This window comes from Acidipropionibacterium timonense (assembly GCF_900605005.1).
GTDB lineage: Bacteria > Actinomycetota > Actinomycetes > Propionibacteriales > Propionibacteriaceae > Cutibacterium > Cutibacterium timonense.
Genome location: NZ_LR027558.1, coordinates 575,736 through 597,752, shown reverse-complemented (window position 1 = coordinate 597,752; position 22,017 = coordinate 575,736). Strand labels below are relative to the sequence as shown.

The following is a 22,017-nucleotide window of genomic DNA, read 5'->3' as shown; positions in this document are numbered from 1 at the left end:
ACCTGCCGAGGCCCGGTGTTGTTACCTCTGTCACAGCGAACAATAGCGAAAAAGTCGCCCCCCGTCCGCCGCGTGGCGGGACGAGGGGCGACGGGGGTCGTCAAGGGCGGTCCGGGTGGGGTGGCGGCTCCGTGGGGGCCGGCGCACCCGTCCGCCGGCTCAGTGGGGGCTCAGTGGAAGGAGTCGCCGCAGGCGCAGGTGCTCGTCGCGTTGGGGTTGTCGATGGTGAACCCCTGCTTCTCGATGGTGTCCATGAAGTCGATGGTGGCGCCGGACAGGTACGGGGCGCTCATCCGGTCGGTGACGACGTCGACCCCGTCGTAGGACTTGACGATGTCGCCGTCGAGGTGACGCTCGTCGAAGAAGAGCTGGTAGCGCAGGCCGGAGCAGCCGCCGGGCTGGACCGCCAGGCGCAGGGCCAGGTCGTCCCGACCCTCCTGCTCGAGCAGGGACTTGACCTTCGCGGCGGCGGCATCGGTGAGGATGATGCCGTCGACGGTCGACTCGGTGAGGGTGTCGCTCATGGTGAAACTCCTGTGTGGACGGCCCCGGGGGACGACCCGGGTGGTGGAGAGCCGTCGGAACGGCTCCGGCGGGTGTGTTCTCCCGTCACGCGCCTCCCATGGTAACGAGATCCGACGACTTCACCACAGCGGTTCGCCCCGGGTCGGTCACCACGACCAGGTGCGCACGACGGGCTCGACGGCCCGCGTGAGCCACGTCGGATCGGCCTGCCAGGGTGTCTCCTCGGCCGGTCCCCCGTCATGCCCGCCGACCTCGTCGAGCAGCGGCTGGGCGGCCTCCAGGCCCATCTGGCGCAGTTCGCGGGCCGAGATCCAGTTGCGCCCGACGACGGCGAGCACGGGCACCCCGTGCTCAGCGGCGGCTGCGGTGACGTCGGCGACGACCTCGCCGCCCATGGTGCCGAAATTCAGCTCAGGGCATCCCGTGACGACGAGGTCCGCGCCGGCCAGGGTCCGCTCGACGTCGGCGTCCGCCATGAGCAGACGCGGACCGGTGGTGACGACGCCGCCACGCGCCAGCACGGTCAGCCCCACTCCCCCGGCCGCCCCGGACCCGGGTCGCTCGCCGGCCCTCGGGTCACCCGTGAACTGCTCGGCCCAGTCGCACAGGTCCTGGTCGAGCTGCAGCATCCGGGCCGGATCCATGCCCTGGCCGCGTCCCTCCAGCGAGACGACCCCGCGCAGCCCGGTGAGCGCGGCCCGGGCCCGGTCGGCGCTGGTGGCCAGATCGACGCGCACCCCGCGCGGCCACGCCCGGCCGGCCCGCCACGAGGAGACGAAGCCGCGTCCGCCGTCTCGCCAGGGCACCTCGTCGAGCTCGAGGACGACGTGGTCGACGCCGTCACCGACGACCTGGTCGAGCACCTGCGCCAGGACGGACGAGTCGGTCTCCCACCGGGTCTCGTCGGGTGCACCGAGCGAGGGTCGGACGAGGAGACGGGACCCGTCACGCTCGGTGAGGACGTCGAACCCGCCGACGCGAACGACCTGCGCCTCGCCATGGTGCAGGTCGGCCCAGGCCCGCGCGAACCCGGTGCCGACCGCATCGCCGGCACCGGTCGGCGGGACGTCGACCGTCCCCAGGGGGACGACGGCCACCCGGGCACCTCGGGCCGCCCAGGCTCGGCCCAGCGCGGTCCCCACGGACGCCGAGGGAACCGAACCCCAGGCGTCCGTCATGATGAGGACGCGCACCGGTCAGCCGGGGATGAGTCCGTCGCCGGCGGCGTTCTCGGACAGCCAGACGGTGATCTCCTCGATGGTCGAGGAGACGTCCGGGACGATGAGGTCGGAGTCCGTGACGACGTCGTCACCGATCGGCGCACCCTCGGTGCGCACCATGGTGACGAGGTCGGACAGGGCTGCGGTGAGCTCGGTCTGGTTGGCCGTCTCGACGGCGTGCTCGACACGCGCATCGATCTCGTTGAGGGCGCCCAGCTTGTCGTCGGGGACGCTCCACTGGCCCTCGCCCACGATTCGGATGATCATCGCTGGCCTCCCTGGGCATCGTTGTCGACCCGCTGGACCGCACTCGACGAGGAGGAGCGGCCCGCCTCGAGTTCGCCCGCCTCGGACCGGCCGGCGGCCAGCTGTGCCTTGAGGGCGCTGAGCTCGGACTCGACCGCCGAGGTCGAGGCGAGCGCGTCGAGCTCGCGGCTGATGTCGTCGCCCGGGGCCCGGGTCGGGTCCTCGATGGCGCCGATGGCGATGAGCTCGTCGACGGCACCGGCGCGGGCCTGGAGCTCCATCGTCTTGTCCTCGGCCCGCTGGATGGCAAGGCCGACGTCGCCCATCTCCTCGCTCAGCCCGGTGAAGGCCTCGTTGATCCGCGTCTGGGCCTCGGCCGCCGAATAGGTGGCCTTGATCGTCTCCTTCTTGGTCCGGAAGGCGTCGACCCTGGCCTGGAGCCGCTGGGAGCCGGTGATGAGCTTCTCCTCCTCGGCCTGGAGGGTCGCGTGCTGGGCCTGCAGGTCGTTGAGCTGGGCCTGGAGCCCCGCCTTGCGGGTGAGGGCCTCTCGGGCCAGATCCTCCCGACCCTGCTCGAGGGCGCGGGCGGCGGAGTTCTGCATCTTGGTCATCTCGCCGTCGATCTGCTTGGCCTGCAGCTCGATGCGCTTGCGGCTCGTGGCGACATCGGCCACCCCGCGGCGCACCTTCTGCAGCATCTCGAGCTGGCGCTGGTAGGAGTAGTCAAGGGTTTCGCGGGGATCCTCGACCTTGTCCATGACCTTGTTGGCCTTGGAACGGAAGATCGTCGAGAGTCGCTCGAATATTCCAGCCATGAGTGGTGTCGGATCCTTCCCATCGGTACGGCCCTGCTCGGGTACGACAAGCCTACGGGGTGTGGCAAGCGTCGACAGGACATCGCGCTGCACACCTGGGGCGATCTCGGGGGAAGACGGGGGTGCACCCCACACTTCCGGTGCACCAGCTGGGTACTGACGCACCCCAGGTCCTAGAATGACCACCCGACCCCAGACCGGGGACAGCGCCGACACCGAGGACGAGATCGTGGGACTGTTCCGCCCCTACCAGCAGGGTGAGACCAAGACGAAGAACACCTCCGACAGGCGGGTCGACGAGCCCGCGAAGGTCGAGCAGACATCGACCCCGGAGCCGTCCGCCCCGTCCACGTCGTCCGCCCGTTCGACGCGCCGCCCCAAGGAGGGTCCGACGCCGACGCGGGCTCAGGCCGAGGCGGCTCGACGCGAGCGCCTGCACCCGGTGCTCACTCCCAAGGAGCAACGTCGCCACGATCGTCGGGCCCGCCAGGATCGCCGGATCGCCGCCATGGAGGCCGCCGAGAATCGACCGGAGCGGGCCCTCATCCGCGACTACGTCGACTCCCGGTGGACCTTCAGCGAGTTCATCATGCCGATCTTCCTGCTCGTCATGGCGGTGTGGCTCGGCATCCTCATCTTCGCACCGCGCGCCATCCAGGTCGTCAACATCCTCTCGCTCGTCATGCTGGCCACCCTCCTGGGCTGGGCCGTCGACACGTGGCGCCTGTGGCGGGGAGTGAAGAAGGAACTCGACGCCAAGCGTCCGTCGTCCAGTCGACGCGGGCTGCTGAGCTACCTCAACAACCGCATCATGACCCCGCGGCGGTGGCGCACCCCCGCCCCGAGGGTGGAGCGGGGAGCGCACCGTCACGGCTGAGCTGCGGGGGCCGGGCGCGATCTGTCCGAATCCCTTGCCCCGGCGGGCGCGCGGTGGTGCAGTTGGACCATGAGTTTCTCCTGGGTCCTCACACAGCCGCACCTGTCGGTAGCCATCGCCGAGGATCTCGCCGCCCTCGGTGCCGGCAACACCTATGACACCCGCGAGGACGCCGAGGCCTGGCTCTCCAGCGCCTGGGAGGACCTCGCGGAGATCGGCGTCGAAGCGGTCACGCTCCTCGAGGACGAGACCCCGGTCTACGGGCCGATGTCGTTGGCCGAGGGCTGATCGACCGCGGACCGTGGACAGCCGGTCCCTGTCCGGGCCCGCCCCGGGCTCGGCGTCGCTCAGTCCCGGCGTGCCCTGCGCACCCGCGCCGCGGCCATCGCTCCCCCGTACCCGGCCGCGACGACACCCAGCCCGATGACGACCGGCCGCGACTGGGCGACGGCGCGCCGCCGTTGCTCGTAGGTCTGAGTCGTCGACGTGTTCGTCGCCGTGAAGGACGACTTGTGGCAGACGTCGCCCGGGCCCATCGTCACCCCGCGACAACTGATCGACGGGTCGGCCATCGCGATGATCCCCCAGAGGACCAGCGCGACTCCCGCGGCGGCCAGGAGCAGGTCGAGGAGCAGACGCCCACGCCTGGGGACGGACGGGCGGGCGTCGGTGCGTGACATGTCTCCTCCTGGGGTCTCGACGCCGCCGGGCGCAGGTCGGTCGGCTTCGCCGGGTCACCCTACCTGCAGGTTGTCGTCGGGACCGGTTAGGCTGAACGACATCCGCGTCGTCGTCGATGAAAGGACCGCCTCGTGCCCACCGCAACCTCCCTGCTCTCCACGCCTCGGCCCGCACTCAAGGTCTCCCGGTCGGCGTCCGGGGCCGACGTCGTCATCGCCGCCCTGGCCGGCACCGATGACGAACCGTCGGTGATCGGGCTGGCCCCCAAGGCAGTCAAGGAGGCCGAGACGGGCCTGGGGGCCGACCTGGCCACGGTCGCCCGCCGGCTGGGGGCGTCGACGAAGCTCGGCAGCACCACGGCGCTGCCGTGGGGATCGGGATCGATCGTCCTCGTCGGCGTCGGCGGCGAGGATCTCGACGACGAGACCGTGCGCAGGGCCGCCGGGTCGGCGGTGCGCGCCGCCGCCGAGCTGGCCGACGGCCGCAGCCTCAAGGTGAGCCTCGACATGGGCACGACGACCCCCGAGCGGGTCCGCGTCGCCGCGGAGGGCGCCCTGCTCGGCGCCTACCGGATCCCCCGGATCACCGGGCAACCGTCGACCCCGGCCATCGCCTCGATCACCGTCGTCTCCCAGGCCCGCGGTGCCAAGGACGAGCTGCGCAAGGCCGAGATCCTCGCCGACGTCGTCACCACCGCCCGCGACTGGGTCAACACCCCGGCGAACCTCCTCTACCCGCAGACCTTCGCCGCCTCGGCGGTCGAGCGCTTCACCGGGATCGCCGACACCACCGTCGACGTCCTCGACGAGAAGGCCCTGGCCGACGGCGGCTACGGTGGCATCCTCGCCGTCGGTGGCGGGTCGGTCCGTCCGCCACGGTTCGTGCGCGTCGAGTACGCCCCGGCCGGAGCGACGACGACCCTGGCCCTCGTCGGCAAGGGCATCACCTTCGACTCGGGCGGCCTGGACATCAAGACCCAGGACGGCATGTACACCATGAAGTGCGACATGGGCGGGGCCGCTGCCGTTCTGGCCGCCGTCGAGGCCATCGCGCGCCTGGGCCTGGGCGTCCGCGTCGTCGGCTACGCGGCGATGGCCGAGAACATGCCGTCCGGATCGGCGTGGCGTCCCTCCGACGTCCTCACGATGTACGGCGGTCGGACGGTGGAGAACGCCAACTCTGACGCCGAGGGTCGCATCGTCATGGCGGACGCCCTGGCCCGCAGCGCCGAGGACCGTCCCGACATGGTCGTCGACATCTCGACCCTCACCGGAGCCTGCATGGTCGCCCTGGGCAACACCTGGGCCGGGCTCATGGCGTCGTCCACCGAGGCCGCCGACACCCTGCTCGACGCCTCCGAGGCCGCCGGCGAGAACTTCTGGGAGCTGCCCATCACCGATGAGGTCCGTGAGGGCCTCCACTCCGACATCGCCGACGTCAAGTCGTCCGGAGCCCGGCAGGGTGGCGCCATGGCCGCTGCGGCCTTCCTCCAGGGGTTCGTCGCACCCGACGCCGACTGGGCCCACCTCGACATCGCCGGCCCGGCGTTCAACGAGGGCAAGGCCCACGACTACACACCGGTGGGGGCCACCGGCTTCGGCGTGCGGACCCTCGTCCACCTGGCGGCAGCCCTGGCGTCCTGAGAGAAACTGCACATCGGCGCGTAGCGGGCTAGGCTGAGTCCCGTACGTTGCGGCTTGCAAAGGAGCTCCACCACATGTCGACTGAAGTAACCCTGCCCGCCCTGGGTGAGTCCGTCACCGAGGGAACCGTCTCGCGCTGGCTCAAGGCCGTCGGCGACACCGTCGCCGTCGACGAGCCACTCGTCGAGGTCTCCACCGACAAGGTCGACACCGAGGTCCCCAGCCCCGCCGCCGGCACCCTCCTCGAGATCCGCGTCCAGGAGGACGAGGAGGCCGAGGTCGGCGCCGTCCTCGCCATCATCGGCGACGCCTCCGCCGCCCCGGCCGCACCGGCACCGGCCGCCACCCCCGCCCCGACCCCCGCGCCTGCCCCTCCTCCCCCCCCGCCACCTGAGCCCACCCCGCCGCCGCCCCCCCCNGCCCACGAGCTCGAGCCGATCCTCACCCAGCTCATGTCGTTCCAGCCCTACGCGATGAGCCCGGACATCCCCCGCACCGCCCACCCGGCCTTCCTCCACCCGCTGGGATGAGCCCGATGGACACCGCGAGCGCCCGCCCCACCGCCGCCCCGCACCTCGATCGCCGGACGGTGACCCTCGGCTCGGCAGCCGCCGTGGTCATGGCGGTGTGCACCGGGGTCATCGCCTCGGCCCGGCCCCTGGAGCCGCGTCTGCTCGGCCGGGAGAACCCCGACCCGGCGACGAGCATCGCCCATGGCGTCACGGCAACCATCGCCTGGACGTTCCTGGCGGCGACCCTGGCCCTGCTGCTTCTGGCCACCATCCTCGGTCCGCGACGCGACATGCGCGACCGCACTCGGACCGCTGGCCGACCAGCCTGGATCAACAGCCAGATCTGGACCCTGGCGGCCCTCGTCATGGTGCCGCTGGAGGCCGCCGACAGCGCCGGACTGCCCGTCGGGCAGGTCGTCGGAGACCTGCCGACCTACCTCACCTCGACGCCCTCGGTGACCGCCTGGCTCGTCATGGCCGCCCTCGGACTGGTCGTCTCGCTGGTGAGCCTCACCGCCACGTCGGCCGGCGGGCTGCTGCTCACCAGCGGCCTCGTCGTGGCCGCCGGGATCCCGGTCATCGTCAACGGCTCGATCTCCGTCGGCCTCGACCATGACTTCTCCACCGATTCCGGCCTCATCGCCGGGGTCGCCCTCGTCGTCGCCGCCGGGTCGGCCCTGGCCATGGTCCTGGGCGACCGGCTGCTCTTCGAGGCCTGCGCCCGACGCACCCGCTGGCCACTGCGCATCTCGACGGCCCTGCTCGTCGCCGGGCAGGTCGTCGTCACCTGGCAGGGGCTGGCCGGCGCGTCCCCATTCGCCAGCCGGTGGGGCATCGGTCGGGTCGTCCTCCTGGCAGCCGGGACGCTGTGGTTCTCCCTCACCCTCGTCCACGAGCGTCGCCTCACCGTGCGTCTCCAGGTGGCCCTGGCAGCCGTCTGTCTCCTCATCACCGGGGCCTCGACCCAGCTCATCCCGCCGCGCTACCTCGTCCCGCAGACCCCGCAGGTCAACTACCTGGGCTACGAGTTCCCCGGGGCGCCGACCGTCGCTCGTCTCATGCTGCCGGGCCGACCCAACATCCTCTTCCTCACGCTGGCCGTCGGCGGCATCGTCGGCTACGTCCTGGCGACCGTCGCGCTGCGTCGACGCGGTCAGGCCTGGCCGGGGGCGCGCACCGGGGCGTGGATCGCCGGCTGGGTCGTCGTCGCCTACCTGGCCGTCGCGGGCCTGTGGGAGTACTCGTCGATGATGTTCAGCTGGCACATGCTCGTCCACATGACGTTCAACATGCTCGTGCCGGCGCTGCTCGTCCTCGGCTCCCCGATGACCCTGTTGCGCCAGGTGCTGCGCAACGACGGGCCGCTGCTGGGCGCGGGCAACACCGTCGATTCCCTGCTGAGATGGCGTCCCACCAAGACCCTCTTCGGGCCCTTCGCCGGCTGGGTCGTCTTCGTCGCGAGCTTCTACGTCACCTATTTCACGCCCGTCTTCGGTGTCCTCATGCGCTACCACTGGGGCCACCAGTGGATGCTGCTGCACTTCCTCTTCGCCGGGACGATGCTCTTCGAGTACGTCATCGGACTGGACGAGCTGCCGGCCTCCCTGCCGCACATCGGTCGGCTCGGCTTCGTCATCACGGCCATGCCCTTCCACTCGTTCTTCGCCGTCATCACCATGGGGGCCCACGACATCATCGGCGAGAACTACTACCGGACGTTGTCGGTGCCGTGGGTGCACGACCTGGCCCACGACCAGAACCTCGGCGGCCAGATCACCTGGGCCACCGGCGAGGTGCCGATGGCGCTGGTCCTCGTCGCGCTGTGCGTCCAGTGGTTCCTCTCGGACCGACGCGACCAACGCCGCCTGGACCGGTCCCAGGACTCCGGTCTGGACGAGTCCCTGGCCGCTTACAACGAGATGCTCGCGCGGATGGCCGGCCAGTCCCCCGCCGACGCGCCCGTCACCCCGGCAGATGTCGCGACGCCCCCACCGACGTCGCGAGACCCCGACACCGACGGTCCGACCACACCCGAGGAGGACCCCCGATGACCGACACCGTTCAGCTCCAGATCGGCGGCATGACCTGCTCGGCCTGCGCCGCCCGGATCGAGAAGAAGCTCTCCCGGATGGACGGCGTCACCGCCACCGTCAACTACGCCACCGAACGTGCCCTCGTCACCGGTCTGGACACCCCCGAGGCCATCGCCGCGGTGGAGAAGGTCGGCTACCAGGCGGCCCCGCTCGACGAGGTCGACCCGGACAAGCTCACCGAACAGCGCATCACCACCCTGAGACGCCGGCTCATCGTCGCCACCCTGCTCACCCTGCCGCTCATGGACATCGGCCTGGTGCTGGCCCTGGCCCCCGGCCTGCGGTTCCCCGGCTGGGACTGGCTGCTCGTCGTGCTGGCCCTGCCGGTCGTCCTCTGGAGCGCCGCGCCGTTCCACCAGGCGATGTGGTCCAACCTGCGGCACGGGACGACCTCGATGGACACCCTCGTCTCCCTCGGGGTGCTGGCGAGCTTCTCGTGGTCGGTCGTCTCGATGCTCATCGGCGCCGCCGACACCGAGGGCTACTGGCTCGGCTACGGCATTACCCCGGCCGGCGCCGACACCCTCTACCTCGACGTCGCCGCCGGGGTCACCTGTTTCCTCCTGGCCGGCCGCTACTTCGAGGCCCGCGCCAAGAGGTCGGCCCGGTCGGTGCTCACCGCCCTGGGTGACTTGGCCGCCAAGACCGCCCGCGTCGTGCGCGACGGAGTCGAGGAGGTCGTGCCCATCGGGCAGCTGCGGCGGCAGGACACCTTCGTCGTCCTGGCCGGGGAGACCGTCCCGGCCGACGGCACCGTCACCACCGGGTCCTCGAGCGTCGACGCGTCGATGATGACCGGGGAGCCGCTGCCGGTCGACGTCACGGCGGGCTCGACGATCCTCGGCGGCACCGTCAACCTCACCGGACGCCTCGTGGCCACCGCGACCGGGGTCGGGGCGCACACCCAGCTGGCCCAGATGGCCGCCCTGGCCGAGCAGGCCCAGGCCCGCAAGGCCAACGTCCAGAAACTCGTCGACAAGGTCGTCGCGGTCTTCGTGCCGGTCGTCCTGGGCATCGTCGTCCTCACCTTCCTCGGCTGGTGGCTGGCCGACGCCGGCCCCCGTCACGCCCTGTCGGCGGCCCTGTCGGTGCTCGTCATCGCCTGCCCGTGCGCCCTCGGCCTGGCCACCCCCACCGCCCTCATGGTCGGGGTGGGACGCGGCGGTCAGCTCGGCATCCTCATCAAGGGCCCGGACGCCCTCGAGGCCTCCGGGGTCATCGACACCGTCGTGCTCGACAAGACCGGCACCCTCACCACCGGCACCATGACGGTGGACGGCGTCGTCACCGCGACCCCGGACGACGCCGGGAGCCGCGATCCCGGTACCACCGCGCTGCGTCTGGCCGCCGCCCTCGACCAGCACTCCACCCACCCCGTCGCCGCCGCCATCGTCACGGCAGCGGTCGCCGCCGACCCCGACCATCGGCTGCCCGAGTGCCCCTCCCCCACGACCGTCCCGGGCCGCGGGGTGATCGGCGAGGTCGAGGGACACCGGGTGCTCGTCGGCAACACGGCGCTGCTGGCCGACCACGACGTCCCGCTCCCCACCGACCTGGCCGCCGCCCTCGACGAGGCCCGGACAGCTGGCTCCACCGTCGTCCTCGTCGCGGTCGACGGCCTGGCCCGGGCGCTGCTGCGGCTGTCCGACGCCGTCCGCCCTGAGGCCCGCGAGGTCATCGACGAGCTGCACGCCATGAGGCTGCGCACCGTTCTGCTCACCGGCGACTCGCGGGCGGCGGCCGAGAGCGTCGGGGCCGGGCTCGGCGTCGACGAGGTGCTCGCCGAGGTCCTGCCCACCGACAAGGCCCGGGTCATCGACGAGCTGCGGTCGGGCGGCCACACGGTCGCCATGGTCGGCGACGGGATCAACGACGCCGCCGCCCTGGCCTCGGCCGATCTCGGCCTGGCCCTCGTCACCGGCACCGACATCGCCATGCGCAGCGCAGACATCATCTGCGTGCGCCACGACCTGCGCGTCGTCCCCGACGCCATCGCGCTGTCCCGTCGCACCCTGCGCACCATCCGCGGCAACCTCGTGTGGGCCTTCGTCTACAACCTCGCCGCGGTGCCGATCGCCGCCGCCGGGCTGCTCAACCCGCTCATCTCGGGGTTGGCGATGAGCCTGTCGAGCCTGCTCGTCGTGACGAACTCGCTGCGACTTCGGAACTTCCGCCACACGGGCAACGACTGACGCCGGCTGGGTTTCACCGGGACGGGTCGTTAGACTGCCCGGCGTGAGTGTCGAAGCTGACGGACGAAGGCTGCTGCGGGTCGAGGTCAAGAACTCCCAGACCCCCATCGAGAACAAGCCGCGGTGGATCCGCACGACGGCTACGATGGGGCCGGAGTACCGCGACATGCGCAAACGCATGGTGGGCGCCGAACTTCACACGGTGTGCCAGGAGGCCGGCTGCCCCAACATCTTCGAGTGCTGGGAGGACCGCGAGGCGACCTTCCTCATCGGTGGTGACAAGTGCACCCGGCGCTGCGACTTCTGCCAGATCAATTCGGCCAAGCCGGACGGCTACGATACCGACGAGCCGCGTCGAGTGGCCGAGTCGGTGGCCCAGATGGGGCTGCGCTACGCCACGGTGACGAGCGTCTGCCGCGACGACTTGCCCGACGAGGGGGCCTGGCTGGCCGCCGAGACGATCCGCCAGATCCACTCGCGCAATCCCGGCGTCGGCGTCGAGATGCTCGCCCAGGACTTCTCCGGGCGCCCCGACCTGCTCGACGTCGTCTTCGAGGCCCGACCGGAGGTCTTCGGCCACAATCTCGAGACCGTCCCGCGCATCTTCAAGCGGATTCGTCCGGGGTTCCGCTACGACCGGTCCCTCGAGGTGCTCCGACGTGGCCATGACGCCGGGCTCATCACGAAGTCGAACCTCATCCTCGGTATGGGCGAGACCCGCGAGGAGATCTCCGAGGCCATGGCAGCCCTGCGAGAGGCGAACACCGATCTGCTGACGATCACCCAGTACCTGCGTCCCAACAAGCTGCTCCATCCCATCGACCGGTGGGTCACCCCCCAGGAGTTCGACGAGCTCGCCGAGGAGGCCGAGGAGCTGGGCTTCGTCGGGGTCATGAGCGGCCCGCTCGTACGATCCTCGTACCGGGCCGGACGGCTGTACCGGCAAGCCATGGCGGCCCGTGGGGAGCGTCCGGTGACGATCGTCACGGGGTATCGGGACGGAGCGACGCCAGCCCCCTTCGCGGCGAAGGGTTGAGACACCACAGAGTGCCTTCGAGCCTTACGAGACGCCGTGAGGATGAGTTTGGTTCGACCGCAGCCTCACCCTCAACACCATGTCATCCCCGGGCCGGACGATACATTGCGAAAGGTGACATGCTCCACCAGATCGTCGTGTGGCTCTTCACAATGCAGGGTGTAGGCGGGGTCTGAATCCGCCGGTCTCGAGGAGGCTGCGAGCGATGTGGTTGGTCAGGTTCCGGCAACCGAGTGCGGAGCCGCGGAGGTGTTCGAGGCGTCCGTTGATCGCTTCGGTGGGGCCGTTGCTGGTGTGGGGCCGGTCGAAGAACGCGGGGACGTCGGCGGCACGCTTCTTCAGGATCCGTCAGAGGGCAGCGACCCTCGGTCAGGCAGGCCGGGACGGTACTGGTGAGTTTGGCGATCAGGGACTCCATCGGGGTCTAGACGGTATGGGTGACCCCGTTTCGGGGTGAGGCTCTGGTGGGCCGGGGCCTCACCGCGCAACGATGCGTGGGTTGCCGGACAGGGGCGGCCTGTCTGGCCTTTCCGACATACGTGGGAGGCCCCGGTGTTTACCGAGCGTACGAGTGTTGGCCTGGACGTGCATGCCCGCAGCGTCGTGGCGCATGCCATGGACGTCCAGACCGGAGAAATCTTCAAAGCCCGTCTCTGCCCCGATCCCCTGGAAGTGACGGCCTGGATCAAGGCCCTGCCCGGCCCGGCAGCGGCGATCTACGAAACCGGACCGACCGGATACGGACTCGCCCGAACCCTCCTGTCCCACGACATCAGGACCGTGGTGGCGGCCCCGTCGAAGCTGCAGAAGCCGGCCGGATCGCGGGTGAAGACCGACGCGATCGACGCGGAACACCTCTCGACCCTGCTCCGGCTTGACGCGTTCACCGCGGTCACGGTCCCCGACGAGCTCACCGAAGCAGCCCGTGACCTCGTCCGCGCCCGGGAGGACTGCCGCTCCGACCTGATGCGATCCCGACACCGGCTCTCGAAACTCCTGTTGCGTCACGGGATCGTCTACTCCGGTGGGCAGGCCTGGGTCGGCGCCCATGACGCCTGGTTGCGGCGGCAGCGCGTCGAATCCCCGCTGCTCCAGGCCGCCTTCGACGAGGCCTACGACAGTGTGGTCACGATCACGGCGCGCCGTGATCGTCTCGACGAGCGGATCGAAGCCATGGCCGTCGACGGCCCTTGGACCGACACGATCAGGCGGCTCGGCTGCCTGCGAGGGATCTCGACCCTCACCGGGTTCGGGCTGGCGGTCGAGATCGGCGACTGGAACAGATTCAGCGGCAACTCGATCGGCTCTTACCTGGGCCTGGTCCCCTCGGAGAACTCCTCAGGCCAGTCCCGCTTGAATCGGCCTGGGTTTCGTTCCGTTCTTGAAGCAAGGATGGAACACGATGAACCAGAAGTACTCTCCCGAGATGCGCGAGCGCGCGCTGCGGATGCTCGATGAGGCCAAGGCCTCTGGTGAGCACTCGAATCTGANCTGAATCGGCCTGGGTTTCGTTCCGTTCTTGAAGCAAGGATGGAACACGATGAACCAGAAGTACTCTCCCGAGATGCGCGAGCGCGCGCTGCGGATGCTCGATGAGGCCAAGGCCTCTGGTGAGCACTCGAATTTGATGTCCGCCGTGCGGCATGTTGCGGGGCTCCTCGGGATGAGCGCGGAGACGCTGCGGGTGTGGCATCGCCGCCGCGAGGTCGACGCCGGCGCGAAGCCCGGTGTCCCGAGCGATGTCGCTGAGGAGAACAAGCGCCTGCGCCGCGAGGTGGCCGAGTTGCGGAAGGCGAATGAGATCCTCAAGGCTGCGAGCGTGTTTGTCGCGAAGGAGCTCGACCGGCCCTGACCGGGATGATCCGCTTCATCGACGAGTATCGAGAGCGGTTCGGGGTCGAGCTCATCTGCCGGACGCTGCGCCCGGCAGTGCAGGGATTCATCACGTCCCGCGGGTATCGCGCCGCGAAGACCCGCGTAGCCTCCGCCCGGCAGCTGCGCGACGAGCTGCTGGTGCCCGAGGTCGCCAGGCTGCATGCGCAGAACTACGGCGTCTACGGGCGGCGGAAGATGCATGCTCTCCTGAAACGGCAGGGGTGGGGCATCGGCCGCGACCAGACCGAGCGCCTCATGCGCCTCGCGGGAGTGCGTGGGGTTCGCAAGTCGAAGAAGGTGTTCACGACCAGGCCGGACAAGGCGCAGGCCCTACCGCGGGACCTCGTCCAGCGGCGGTTCCGTGCGGACGCGCCGCGCCGACTCTGGGTTGCAGACATCACGTATGTGGCCACCTGGGCGGGCTTCGCATACGTCGCGTTCGTCACCGACGTCTATTCACGTCGGATCGTGGGCTGGAACGTCGCGGCGACGCTGCGCGCGGAGGTGCTGCCGCTGCAAGCGCTGGACATGGCCGCCTGGGGCGCGGACGGCCCGCTGGACGGGCTGATCCATCACGCCGATCACGGCTCGAACTACATGTCGATGGTCTACACCGACCGGGTCGTCGAGCTTGGCGCAACACCCTCGACGGGAACCGTCGGGNCGCGACGGCACCGGGGCCTCCCGGCTGCTCGACATGGTGGCGGGACGTTCCAAGAAGGTGTTCAAGACCTGGCTGGCCGGCCGCGACCAGGCCTGGCGCGACCGCATCCAGATCGTGGCGATGGACGGGTTCACCGGCTTCAAGACCGCAGCCGCCGAAGAACTCCCGGCCGCGGTCGAGGTCGTGGATCCGTTTCACGTCGTGCAGCTCGCCGGCGACCAGCTCGATGTCACCCGCCAACGCGTCCAGCAGGACACCACGGGCCATCGGGGCCGGGCGGGCGACCCCCTGTTCGGGGTCAGGCTGACCCTGCACACGGGCCGGGACCTGCTCACCGACCGGCAGGCCGCCCGCCTGGAACAGGTGTTCGCCGCCGACGCCCACGCCCCGGTCCAGGTCACCTGGGCGGTCTACCAGGAGATCGTGGCCGCCTACCGCGCCGAGAACCGTGCCGAGGGCAGACGCATCATGGCCCACCTCATCGACGCGATCGCCACCAAAGTCCCGAAGGCCCTGCCCGAAGTCACCACTCTGGGCCACACCCTGAAGAAGCGGGCCGACGACATCCTGGCCTACTTCGACCACCCCGGGACCTCGAACGGGCCCAGTGAAGCCATCAACGGCAGACTCGACCACCTCCGCGGCATCGCCCTGGGATTCCGCAACCTCACCCACTACATCACCAGATCACTCCTGGAGACCGGAGGATTCAGACCCCGACTACACCCTGGATCCTGAAGAGCCTNGAAGCCATCAACGGCAGACTCGAACACCTCCGCGGCATCGCCCTGGGATTCCGCAACCTCACCCACTACATCACCAGATCACTCCTGGAGACCGGAGGATTCAGACCCCGACTACCCCCTGGATCCTGAAGAGCCTGACAACCCCCGACCTCGGCGGCGGACGTGTGTAGGTGGCTGGGTACGTGCGGTGCCATCGATGGTTGGAGCTTCGGGTGTCAGGCGTGACCGATGGGGGTCCAGTGGTAGCGCTGCGACATCATCGGGGATCGTGAAGGTGTCCCCGGTGACGGTGTGGTGGGCGGCCAGGGCGGGTCCGATCATTGCTTCGATGAGGGGTTTGGTCTGATCCCATGGTCCTACCTGGGTGCTGGCGTTGTAGGCCGCCATCTCGATCTCGGGGACGACGAGCCGGTCCGGGACGGTGATGGTGTTGAAGCTGTAGCTGGGTCGAGCGAGGACCCGGCCGAGGGCGTCGGTGACGTCGTGGGGGTCAGGATGAAGCCACGTCGCAATGAGGGCGAGATCGATGAGGTCGCGGCGGCGGGTCGACATGTTCCCCGAGTGCAGGGTGTACATGGCGGTGGTTTTCTCGGCGGTGTGTTCAGCCAAGGGGATGAGGGGGATCCGAGGCCAGTCGTCGAAGCGTGTGAGGTCGAGGCGCGGACGGAGACCGAGGACGTCGGGCGAGAACTCGAAGGCCGGTGTGAGAGCCACATCCAGGCCGATGTTAGGCATCTTGCGCCACTGGCCACGCCTGTCGGTGATGAACGGGGTGATCTTGGCGCGCAGGAGGTGTCTTGTCGGACCCACGGCGCTCCACCCGTCTCGCAGTTGGAACCGGAGACAGTCATCAATGGGTGTCGGCTGGCCGATCAGGGAGCGGATGTGTTCGACGGCGGCGTCCACGCTAGTGGCGAGGATCGTGGCATCAATGTCCTTGGTGAGTCGGGATTGGTGAGGTAGCCGCGCCATCATGGCCTGGCCACCTTTGAGGACGAACTGGTCGTGTGCACACAGCCGTGCTACGAGTCGTTGCATGACCCAGACGTGGACGGCGAACTGGCGCTCTTCTACGTTGTCGAACGTACGGGCGGACGCATCGGCCAGGGCTGCTCGTATGGCGTCACCGTCGCCATACGCGGGTCGGTTCATGCCACTTTCTCCAGGTAGTAGGGCAGGGATTCTTTGACGGCGTCGGGGCCCATGACCTCGCAGACGCGGTCGATGGTCCAGCCGTGTTCTTCGACGAGTTCGAGCATCCATCGGGAGCGGTGTTCACCGTCCATGAGACGCATGTGGCCCAGATCGTAGGTGGTGCGTTCGAGGGTGGTGACCGGTAGTCCGTCGATCCAGCACATGTCGTCGGGGCTCAGGCGATCGACGTGGACGGTGTATCGCTGAACGTGGCGCGAGGTGGGCCGGGTCAGGTGCGACTCCATGGGAAGGTCCCACGCCCCGTGGAACTCGGCAGCGGTGTAGTGAGAGAACACCCCCACCGGAATCGGGTCGTTCAGCTTCTCCTGCGTGAACATGGCTGGCTCCAACGACTCCCAGATGACACGGTGCCACCCGTGCATGGTGTCGAACAGCGCCGGCACGTAATAGACCCCCCTCTGCGCGACGGCCAGAATGGTGTCGTCGGCGAGCATCCTGGGGATGCTGGAGGGGTTGATGCCGTAGCGCAGGAGCTGCTGGCGGGTGACGACTCCGTCCTGGCGGGCAGCCAGGTCGACGGTACGGGCGTAGTCCTTGAGCGCCGTCATGACACCCCCTCTTTTGTCGGATATGGTAATAGTGTAGCCGGTTGGGGGTTGCTGGGTGTCATCTGGCCTTCGCGACTTTTTCAGTGGGCTGGGCGATGATGGAGGTAGTACCTTGATCTAGGAGCAGCCATGGGCCGACGAGTCCTCACGGTCACGGAGATGACCTTCCACCAGGCGCGGGTTCACAACGGTGAGACTCGGGCGCCCTCAGACCTCGACGGCGCGGATCTCCTTGAGGTGTTTCACGACTGGGTCACCGCCATTCCCGAGGAGGATCAGTCGTTCGCCAAGCAGCAGACCTACGTGCGTGTGGAATCTGTCATCCGAGTAGGAGCTCGTGTCGAGTTCCTCGATCTTCGTGTCGGATCGTATGGCGAGCCCGGTGAGGTGCGAGACATCAAGACCGGCACGGTCGTCCACACGATCACCGACGACGAAGCCCCGGTCGGCTCAAACCGCGCGTTGTTGTTCGTTCCTCTGGTTGGCGAACGCGCGTATTTCTTGGCTGAGGAATCTTCGAGGGGGTCCGCGGGTGGTCGAATCATGGCGATGTTCAAGCACCACTTCTCGACGACAATGGACACCGTCACCTTGGTCACGAGCAAGGCCGTCGAGGCAGAGAGCTGGCTGGAATTGGCGAACCTGACAGAGGTGGAGGTGCGCACGACTGGCAAGAGCGTGGACGTGGCCGACGGCCCTGACGTGAAGGTCGGACGTGTTTCGTACCTCGCACGGCCTGAGCGTGGACTGAAGTTCTTCCCGCGTCGGCTCCTTGGGCGACTCACTGATCAGGATGTTCTCAAGCAGATAGTCTCCGTGCAGGACCTCGACCCTTCGCACGAGGTCTATGTGACGATGCAGCAGGGGGGCCGCTCAAGGAAGTTCCTTCTCGGCGATGAGTCTGGCCCCGCCATCCGCGAGTTGCTGTCCGCTGCCGGGGACCCGCCGCTGCCCGACAACGAACTTATCAGCCGCTGCACTGATCGCGTGTCGAGGCTTCTTGAACGGCAGGGCGGCCAGTGGAATCCAATCTGGAGCAATCGGCCGAGGGAGTGATGCAGCATGGGAAAGTCATCGCTGTGGCGAGTCCCCGCTGACCATTTCCGTACGCTTTACGACTCCAGGACCAACAAACCCGACTGTCGAGCGTGGATTGCCCAGACGCTGGTGCCGGTCATGCTCGGCGTCGTATCTGGGGTCAGGGGTGCGACGTTGAAGGATGTCGGCGGGCCGGTCGCCGGTGTCTCAATCGTGGCCGGTCTGCTGTTCTCGATGTCGATCTTCCTCTTCCAGCTCCGCACGACGCTGAGCCAGGACAAGCGGTTAACAGAGACTGATTTCCGTTTGGTCGACGAGTGCATGGCCAACACGTTGTGGGCTATCGTCTGGGGCCTGGCGCTCACGCTCTACCTCGTGGTCATGGGCGCAGGCGAGTGGATGGACCGAGGCGTGCTCCGCACGACATGGACAGGCGTCGCCATCGCCGCAGGTACACACTTCCTAATCGTGATCATGATGTGCCTCAAACGGCTCCGACGGGCGTATGAGCGCATCGCGATGAAACGCCAATAGGTTTCGCGCAAGAATGGAGCCCTTGTTGCAGGCTTCGCGCGGCGCAGCTCTCTCGACGCTCCTGACGATCTCCTGGGCCCGGGCCGGGCTCTGTGTCCCGATGAGGTGTTCATGAACCTGGTCTTGCGGGGCCGCCGCGCTCGTGACGCTGTCCCAACAACGCGACCTTGCGTCGTCAGTATTGATCGAGTGGCCGGCAGCCAAGAGAACCGGGTGTTTGCTGTCGCAACGGACAAGCAGCTCGAGGCGTTCTGCGGGCATTCGATGATCGTCGACCCCCAGGGCACGGTGCTAGCTCGTTCCAGCCTGGACACCCGTTTGTCATCAAAGCCGAAGGGGCTCTTCCCAATCAACGGTGTAGTTGCTGCTTGAAGCCGCCGGTCTCGAGGAGGCTGCGGGCGATGTAGTGGGTGAGGTTGCGGAAGCCCAACGCGATGCCGCGTAGGTGCTCGAGTCGTCCGTTGATGGCCTCGGTTGGGCCGTTGGACGTGCTGGGACGGTCGAAGTAGGCCAGCACGTCCGCGGCGCGCTTGTTCAGCGTCCGGCCCAGTCGAGCGACCTCGGCAAGACCGGCCGGAACACCACGGGCCACGGAGGCGATCAGCGCGCTCATGGTGGCCTTCCCGGCAGTGCGGTCGGGGTCGCGGTAGGCGGCGATCATGCGCTGGTAGACGCTCCAGGTGACCTCGACCGCGACATGACGCTCATCGGCGAACAAGTCAGCCAGCCGGACCTTCTGGCGGTCGGTGAGCAGGTCGGCGCCGGTGTGCAGAGTGCGTCGGGCCCTGTACAGCGGGTCACCGGCGCGGCCCCGTCGGCCGAAGATGTCCTGCTGAGCGCGTTGTCGGCATTCGTCCAAGGCGTCGGCGGCCAGGTGGATCACGTGGAAGGGATCCATCACGGCCGTGACGTGCGGGATCTCCTCGACCACGGCCGTCTTGAACCCGGTGAACCCATCCATCGCGACGACCTCGACCTGTTCCCGCCACGCCTCGTCGCGGCTGGCGAGCCACGTCTTGAAGGCGGCCTTGGAACGCCCTTCAATCATGTCCAACAGCCGCGCAGAACCGGTCCCATCCCGCACACCGGTGAGGTCGATGATGACGGTCACGTACTTGTCCCCGCGGCGAGTGTGACGCCAGACGTGTTCGTCCACGCCGAGCACCTTGACGCCATCGAAACGGGTGTTATCGCTGATCAGGCGCCTGCGTCCTTCGTCCAGGACGGCGGTGTTGGCGGTGCCCCACGCCACCCCGAGCGCTTGCGCTACGCGACTCATCGACAGGTGTGCCACCACGAGTCCTTCGAGCGCCCAGGCCAGAGCTGTCTTGGTGAGCTTGCACCGTGGCGCTGCCGCGGCGTTGATGTCTTGGCGCCACACGTGCCCGCAGCCAGTGCAGCGGTAGCGACGCAGCCGGACCTGCAGAATCGTCGGGCGCCATCCCAGCGGAGCATGGGCCAGTTCCCGCACCGCGCAGTCGCGCACGCGCCCTTCGCAACCGCACCGTCGGCACCAGCGGTCATCGGCGACGACGCGGCAGGCCAGCACTGCCTTGTGCGGAAACAAACACTGACCGACTGCTTGTAGGCCCAGGTCATCCAGGCCGGTGACGGTGGTCAGGTCGGGGTCGCTGAAGGTAGCGTCGAACACGTCGAGGTCTTTCGGATGGCTGTGTGAGAACTTCCATCCTCGGAAGACCTCGACGCCTATCCCGGCAGCGACACACCCACCCCGGCCCGCTCAGGTGAACACGGCACCTACACCCTCGTCTGGGAAGAGCCCCTTAAGGTCTGACATCCCAGCCAGCATTGTGTTATCATACCAACTGTAGTCAACGATGCCCACACTCTGGAGTATCCATGCCTAGATCCCCATGTTCCCGTCGCACGTTCCTTGTAGCTTCAGCCGGCCTCGGGCTCTGTGCCCTGACTCCACAACACGCAAACGCCAGTCCGACCAGCTCTCGACTCCCTATTCAGGGGCAGACGGCACGGAGCGACGTAGCCGCCCAAGTCGAGGATCTTGTCAATCTCGTTACTCGCTCAGGAGTCTCTGGGCGCGAAAGATCAAGAAATCCTCTGGATGACCTCAGACTATCCTCAGAGGCAATTGACGAGGTCCAGAACTGGAGCCAATTCAGCCAGCGCATAGATCAAAGCCTCCGCGACGATGGAATCTTGGCGTCTGACTTTTGCGTCTCATACGCCTCGGAACATGTACTTGAATCAAGTAACTACAAGTACCACCTCGTCAACCTGCTCGTCGAGAAGAAGCTGGATTCGGGGTTGGTATGGTCGTCGTCATTGCCAATTCTGCTAACGTTCGACAATAGGGACGCTGTGGTACGCTACAACGCAATCGACACCGACTGGGACAGCGTTATTGCGCAAACCAACGGCTTAGTCACGCCGTCCATGATCTGTCTCGATTCTCCAACGCCAGTCCTTGACCTCCCGTCAACATCAGACTCGGACATAGAGCGCATGCTGCGCGCCGAGCACATGCTCGGAACAGCGTCAGTTCGCGCTCTCGGCGGTAACGGAAGAATGGCTGCTGCAGCCTATGCTAACAAGTACTGGAATTCATATAATAGAGGCTACCGTGACTTCTCATCAAACAGTTACGGAGGCGATTGTACTAATTTTGTATCGCAGTGCATGCGTGCGGGTGGATGGAGCGATACCGGTTCACTGCTGGATCGAACGAACGACAAGGCGTGGTTCTATTGGAAGGTTACGCAGTCATACTCTTGGGTGAACGTGGGAATTTTCCGATCGTTTTCAATAAAGCATGGCCGCAGCAAGCTCGCACAGAATGTAACCCAAATGTGGCATGGCAATGTTATCCAGGTCGCCGTAAATGGGACGTGGTACCACTCGACAATCGTCACTGGCCGGTCAAATAATTTGCCTTTGCTGACATACCATACGAACAATGTCCATAATAGGCCATTCTACAGTTTCAGAGAGTCATTTTCTAGAGCTCACCCAGGGGGGCTCACTTGGGCGCTTCATCTCACGTGATTTCGGTATTTCAAGAAGTACGGCGATTCTGAATGTGAGGAAAATTAATGAGTTTGATTCGACGCCTGTCTGCGGGTCTGTGCCTCGTCCTGCTCGCCGGATGCTCCGCCACCGACACCCGGGCCGATGACTCCGCGCGCACTGACCTGCACTCCTCACTCGAGGTCGGCTATTCCCTGGTCGATGCCCTGCGCACGGACAATGAGCAGGACCTCGCCTCCCTCATGGCCCCCGGCACGGGCTGGACGCCGGACGCAGCCATGCGCAAGACCCTGCACCAACGGGTGAGCGCCGCCACCGACCGCGACGGCTCCGACGGCGTGCTCGTCAAGTGGGCCTACGTGACGCGGAACAACGACCTTCGGGTGTGGGACTCCACGACGGGTGATTTCGTCATGACGATCTGCTTCACCAGTACCGAGAAGGCAGCGGACAAGCCCGCCGTATGGAAGATCGACTGGTCGAGGACCGCACGGAACAGCCAGTCCGGACCAAAGCTCGTCGTGCCGCACAGGTAGCGCTCAGTCTGGAAG

At 67.6% G+C, this 22,017-nt stretch carries 21 protein-coding genes and 4 pseudogenes; 16 read left to right on the top strand and 9 right to left on the bottom strand.

The window, feature by feature from the left end:
• Window positions 1-170: 170 nt before the first annotated feature.
• From erpA to E0E30_RS02875, 4 genes are all read right to left on the bottom strand, one after another.
• Window positions 171-524 (bottom strand): iron-sulfur cluster insertion protein ErpA, encoded by a 354-nt coding sequence (erpA, locus tag E0E30_RS02890; protein WP_130865014.1) that lies wholly within the window; start codon window positions 522-524, stop codon window positions 171-173.
• 147 nt (window positions 525-671) lie between these two features.
• Window positions 672-1,622 (bottom strand): glycerate kinase, encoded by a 951-nt coding sequence (locus E0E30_RS02885; RefSeq protein WP_130865013.1) that lies wholly within the window; start codon window positions 1,620-1,622, stop codon window positions 672-674.
• Between the two features lie 99 nt (window positions 1,623-1,721).
• The gene (gene pspAA, locus E0E30_RS02880; protein ID WP_130865012.1) at window positions 1,722-2,012 is read right to left on the bottom strand and encodes a PspA-associated protein PspAA; all 291 of its coding nucleotides are present in this window, start codon (window positions 2,010-2,012) and stop codon (window positions 1,722-1,724) included.
• Window positions 2,009-2,806, bottom strand: coding sequence for a PspA/IM30 family protein (locus tag E0E30_RS02875; protein ID WP_130865011.1), 798 nt, complete (start codon window positions 2,804-2,806; stop codon window positions 2,009-2,011). The genes pspAA and E0E30_RS02875 overlap by 4 nt, the downstream gene beginning before the upstream one ends.
• Window positions 2,807-3,035: 229 nt before the next feature.
• Between E0E30_RS02875 and E0E30_RS02870 the strand changes: the two genes are divergently transcribed.
• Both E0E30_RS02870 and E0E30_RS02865 read left to right on the top strand, forming a co-directional pair.
• Window positions 3,036-3,683 carry a DUF3043 domain-containing protein gene (locus E0E30_RS02870; protein ID WP_411914007.1) on the top strand — a complete coding sequence of 216 codons (648 nt, stop codon included), beginning with the start codon at window positions 3,036-3,038 and terminating at the stop codon, window positions 3,681-3,683.
• A 69-nt stretch (window positions 3,684-3,752) separates the two neighbouring features.
• Entirely contained in the window at window positions 3,753-3,971 is a 219-nt protein-coding gene (locus tag E0E30_RS02865; RefSeq protein ID WP_130865009.1) for a hypothetical protein, read from the top strand.
• Between the two features lie 59 nt (window positions 3,972-4,030).
• On the opposite strand, the gene E0E30_RS02860 is transcribed toward E0E30_RS02865, so the two are convergent.
• The gene (locus E0E30_RS02860) at window positions 4,031-4,363 is read right to left on the bottom strand and encodes a hypothetical protein (protein ID WP_130865008.1); all 333 of its coding nucleotides are present in this window, start codon (window positions 4,361-4,363) and stop codon (window positions 4,031-4,033) included.
• Between the two features lie 132 nt (window positions 4,364-4,495).
• Between E0E30_RS02860 and E0E30_RS02855 the strand changes: the two genes are divergently transcribed.
• From E0E30_RS02855 to E0E30_RS02835, 5 genes and pseudogenes are all read left to right on the top strand, one after another.
• A complete protein-coding gene (locus tag E0E30_RS02855) occupies window positions 4,496-6,007 on the top strand; it encodes a leucyl aminopeptidase (protein WP_130865007.1) in 1,512 nt (503 codons plus the stop codon).
• Window positions 6,008-6,081: 74 nt separating this feature from the next.
• Window positions 6,082-6,453 (top strand): annotated as a pseudogene (locus E0E30_RS02850) (biotin/lipoyl-containing protein); the annotation flags it as partial.
• 89 nt (window positions 6,454-6,542) lie between these two features.
• On the top strand, window positions 6,543-8,570 hold the full coding sequence (locus E0E30_RS02845) for a cytochrome c oxidase assembly protein (RefSeq protein ID WP_411913982.1): 2,028 nt from the start codon (window positions 6,543-6,545) through the stop codon (window positions 8,568-8,570).
• Entirely contained in the window at window positions 8,567-10,804 is a 2,238-nt protein-coding gene (locus E0E30_RS02840) for a heavy metal translocating P-type ATPase (protein ID WP_130865006.1), read from the top strand. The genes E0E30_RS02845 and E0E30_RS02840 overlap by 4 nt, the downstream gene beginning before the upstream one ends.
• 43 nt (window positions 10,805-10,847) lie before the next feature.
• On the top strand, window positions 10,848-11,840 hold the full coding sequence (locus tag E0E30_RS02835; RefSeq protein ID WP_130865005.1) for a lipoyl synthase: 993 nt from the start codon (window positions 10,848-10,850) through the stop codon (window positions 11,838-11,840).
• 147 nt (window positions 11,841-11,987) lie between these two features.
• On the opposite strand, the pseudogene E0E30_RS02830 reads toward E0E30_RS02835, so the two are convergent.
• A pseudogene (locus E0E30_RS02830) lies at window positions 11,988-12,188 on the bottom strand (transposase); the annotation flags it as partial.
• Between the two features lie 105 nt (window positions 12,189-12,293).
• On the opposite strand from E0E30_RS02830, the gene E0E30_RS02825 reads away from it, so the two are divergent.
• The 4 genes and pseudogenes from E0E30_RS02825 to E0E30_RS02810 all read left to right on the top strand — a co-directional run.
• Complete coding sequence (locus tag E0E30_RS02825) at window positions 12,294-13,298, top strand: IS110 family RNA-guided transposase (RefSeq protein ID WP_459348729.1); 1,005 nt, start codon at window positions 12,294-12,296, stop codon at window positions 13,296-13,298.
• Window positions 13,299-13,380: 82 nt separating this feature from the next.
• On the top strand, window positions 13,381-13,692 hold the full coding sequence (locus E0E30_RS02820; protein WP_130865003.1) for a transposase: 312 nt from the start codon (window positions 13,381-13,383) through the stop codon (window positions 13,690-13,692).
• A gap of 5 nt (window positions 13,693-13,697) precedes the next feature.
• Window positions 13,698-14,366 (top strand): annotated as a pseudogene (locus E0E30_RS13860) (IS3 family transposase); the annotation flags it as partial.
• 13 nt (window positions 14,367-14,379) lie between these two features.
• Window positions 14,380-15,117: pseudogene (locus E0E30_RS02810) on the top strand (ISL3 family transposase); the annotation flags it as partial.
• A 119-nt stretch (window positions 15,118-15,236) separates the two neighbouring features.
• On the opposite strand, the gene E0E30_RS02800 reads toward E0E30_RS02810, so the two are convergent.
• Window positions 15,237-16,277, bottom strand: a complete 1,041-nt coding sequence (locus tag E0E30_RS02800; RefSeq protein ID WP_167853865.1) for a nucleotidyl transferase AbiEii/AbiGii toxin family protein — start codon at window positions 16,275-16,277, stop codon at window positions 15,237-15,239.
• The gene (locus tag E0E30_RS02795; protein WP_130865001.1) at window positions 16,274-16,888 is read right to left on the bottom strand and encodes a type IV toxin-antitoxin system AbiEi family antitoxin domain-containing protein; all 615 of its coding nucleotides are present in this window, start codon (window positions 16,886-16,888) and stop codon (window positions 16,274-16,276) included. The genes E0E30_RS02800 and E0E30_RS02795 overlap by 4 nt, the downstream gene beginning before the upstream one ends.
• 129 nt (window positions 16,889-17,017) lie before the next feature.
• Between E0E30_RS02795 and E0E30_RS02790 the strand changes: the two genes are divergently transcribed.
• The 3 genes from E0E30_RS02790 to E0E30_RS02780 all read left to right on the top strand — a co-directional run bounded on the left by E0E30_RS02790 (window position 17,018) and on the right by E0E30_RS02780 (window position 18,832).
• The gene (locus E0E30_RS02790; protein WP_130865000.1) at window positions 17,018-17,944 is read left to right on the top strand and encodes a hypothetical protein; all 927 of its coding nucleotides are present in this window, start codon (window positions 17,018-17,020) and stop codon (window positions 17,942-17,944) included.
• A 6-nt stretch (window positions 17,945-17,950) separates the two neighbouring features.
• Window positions 17,951-18,460 carry a hypothetical protein gene (locus tag E0E30_RS02785; RefSeq protein ID WP_130864999.1) on the top strand — a complete coding sequence of 170 codons (510 nt, stop codon included), beginning with the start codon at window positions 17,951-17,953 and terminating at the stop codon, window positions 18,458-18,460.
• Between the two features lie 111 nt (window positions 18,461-18,571).
• Window positions 18,572-18,832 carry a nitrilase-related carbon-nitrogen hydrolase gene (locus tag E0E30_RS02780; protein ID WP_130864998.1) on the top strand — a complete coding sequence of 87 codons (261 nt, stop codon included), beginning with the start codon at window positions 18,572-18,574 and terminating at the stop codon, window positions 18,830-18,832.
• On the opposite strand, the gene E0E30_RS02775 is transcribed toward E0E30_RS02780, so the two are convergent.
• Window positions 18,810-20,111: an ISL3 family transposase gene (locus tag E0E30_RS02775; protein ID WP_130864997.1), complete on the bottom strand. Its 1,302-nt coding sequence runs from the start codon at window positions 20,109-20,111 to the stop codon at window positions 18,810-18,812. The two genes, E0E30_RS02780 and E0E30_RS02775, sit on opposite strands and share 23 nt — an antisense overlap.
• 209 nt (window positions 20,112-20,320) lie before the next feature.
• On the opposite strand from E0E30_RS02775, the gene E0E30_RS13855 reads away from it, so the two are divergent.
• A complete protein-coding gene (locus E0E30_RS13855; RefSeq protein ID WP_130864996.1) occupies window positions 20,321-21,484 on the top strand; it encodes an amidase domain-containing protein in 1,164 nt (387 codons plus the stop codon).
• Window positions 21,485-21,531: 47 nt separating this feature from the next.
• Window positions 21,532-22,002 carry a hypothetical protein gene (locus tag E0E30_RS02765; protein ID WP_130864995.1) on the top strand — a complete coding sequence of 157 codons (471 nt, stop codon included), beginning with the start codon at window positions 21,532-21,534 and terminating at the stop codon, window positions 22,000-22,002.
• Window positions 22,003-22,017 lie beyond the last annotated feature (15 nt).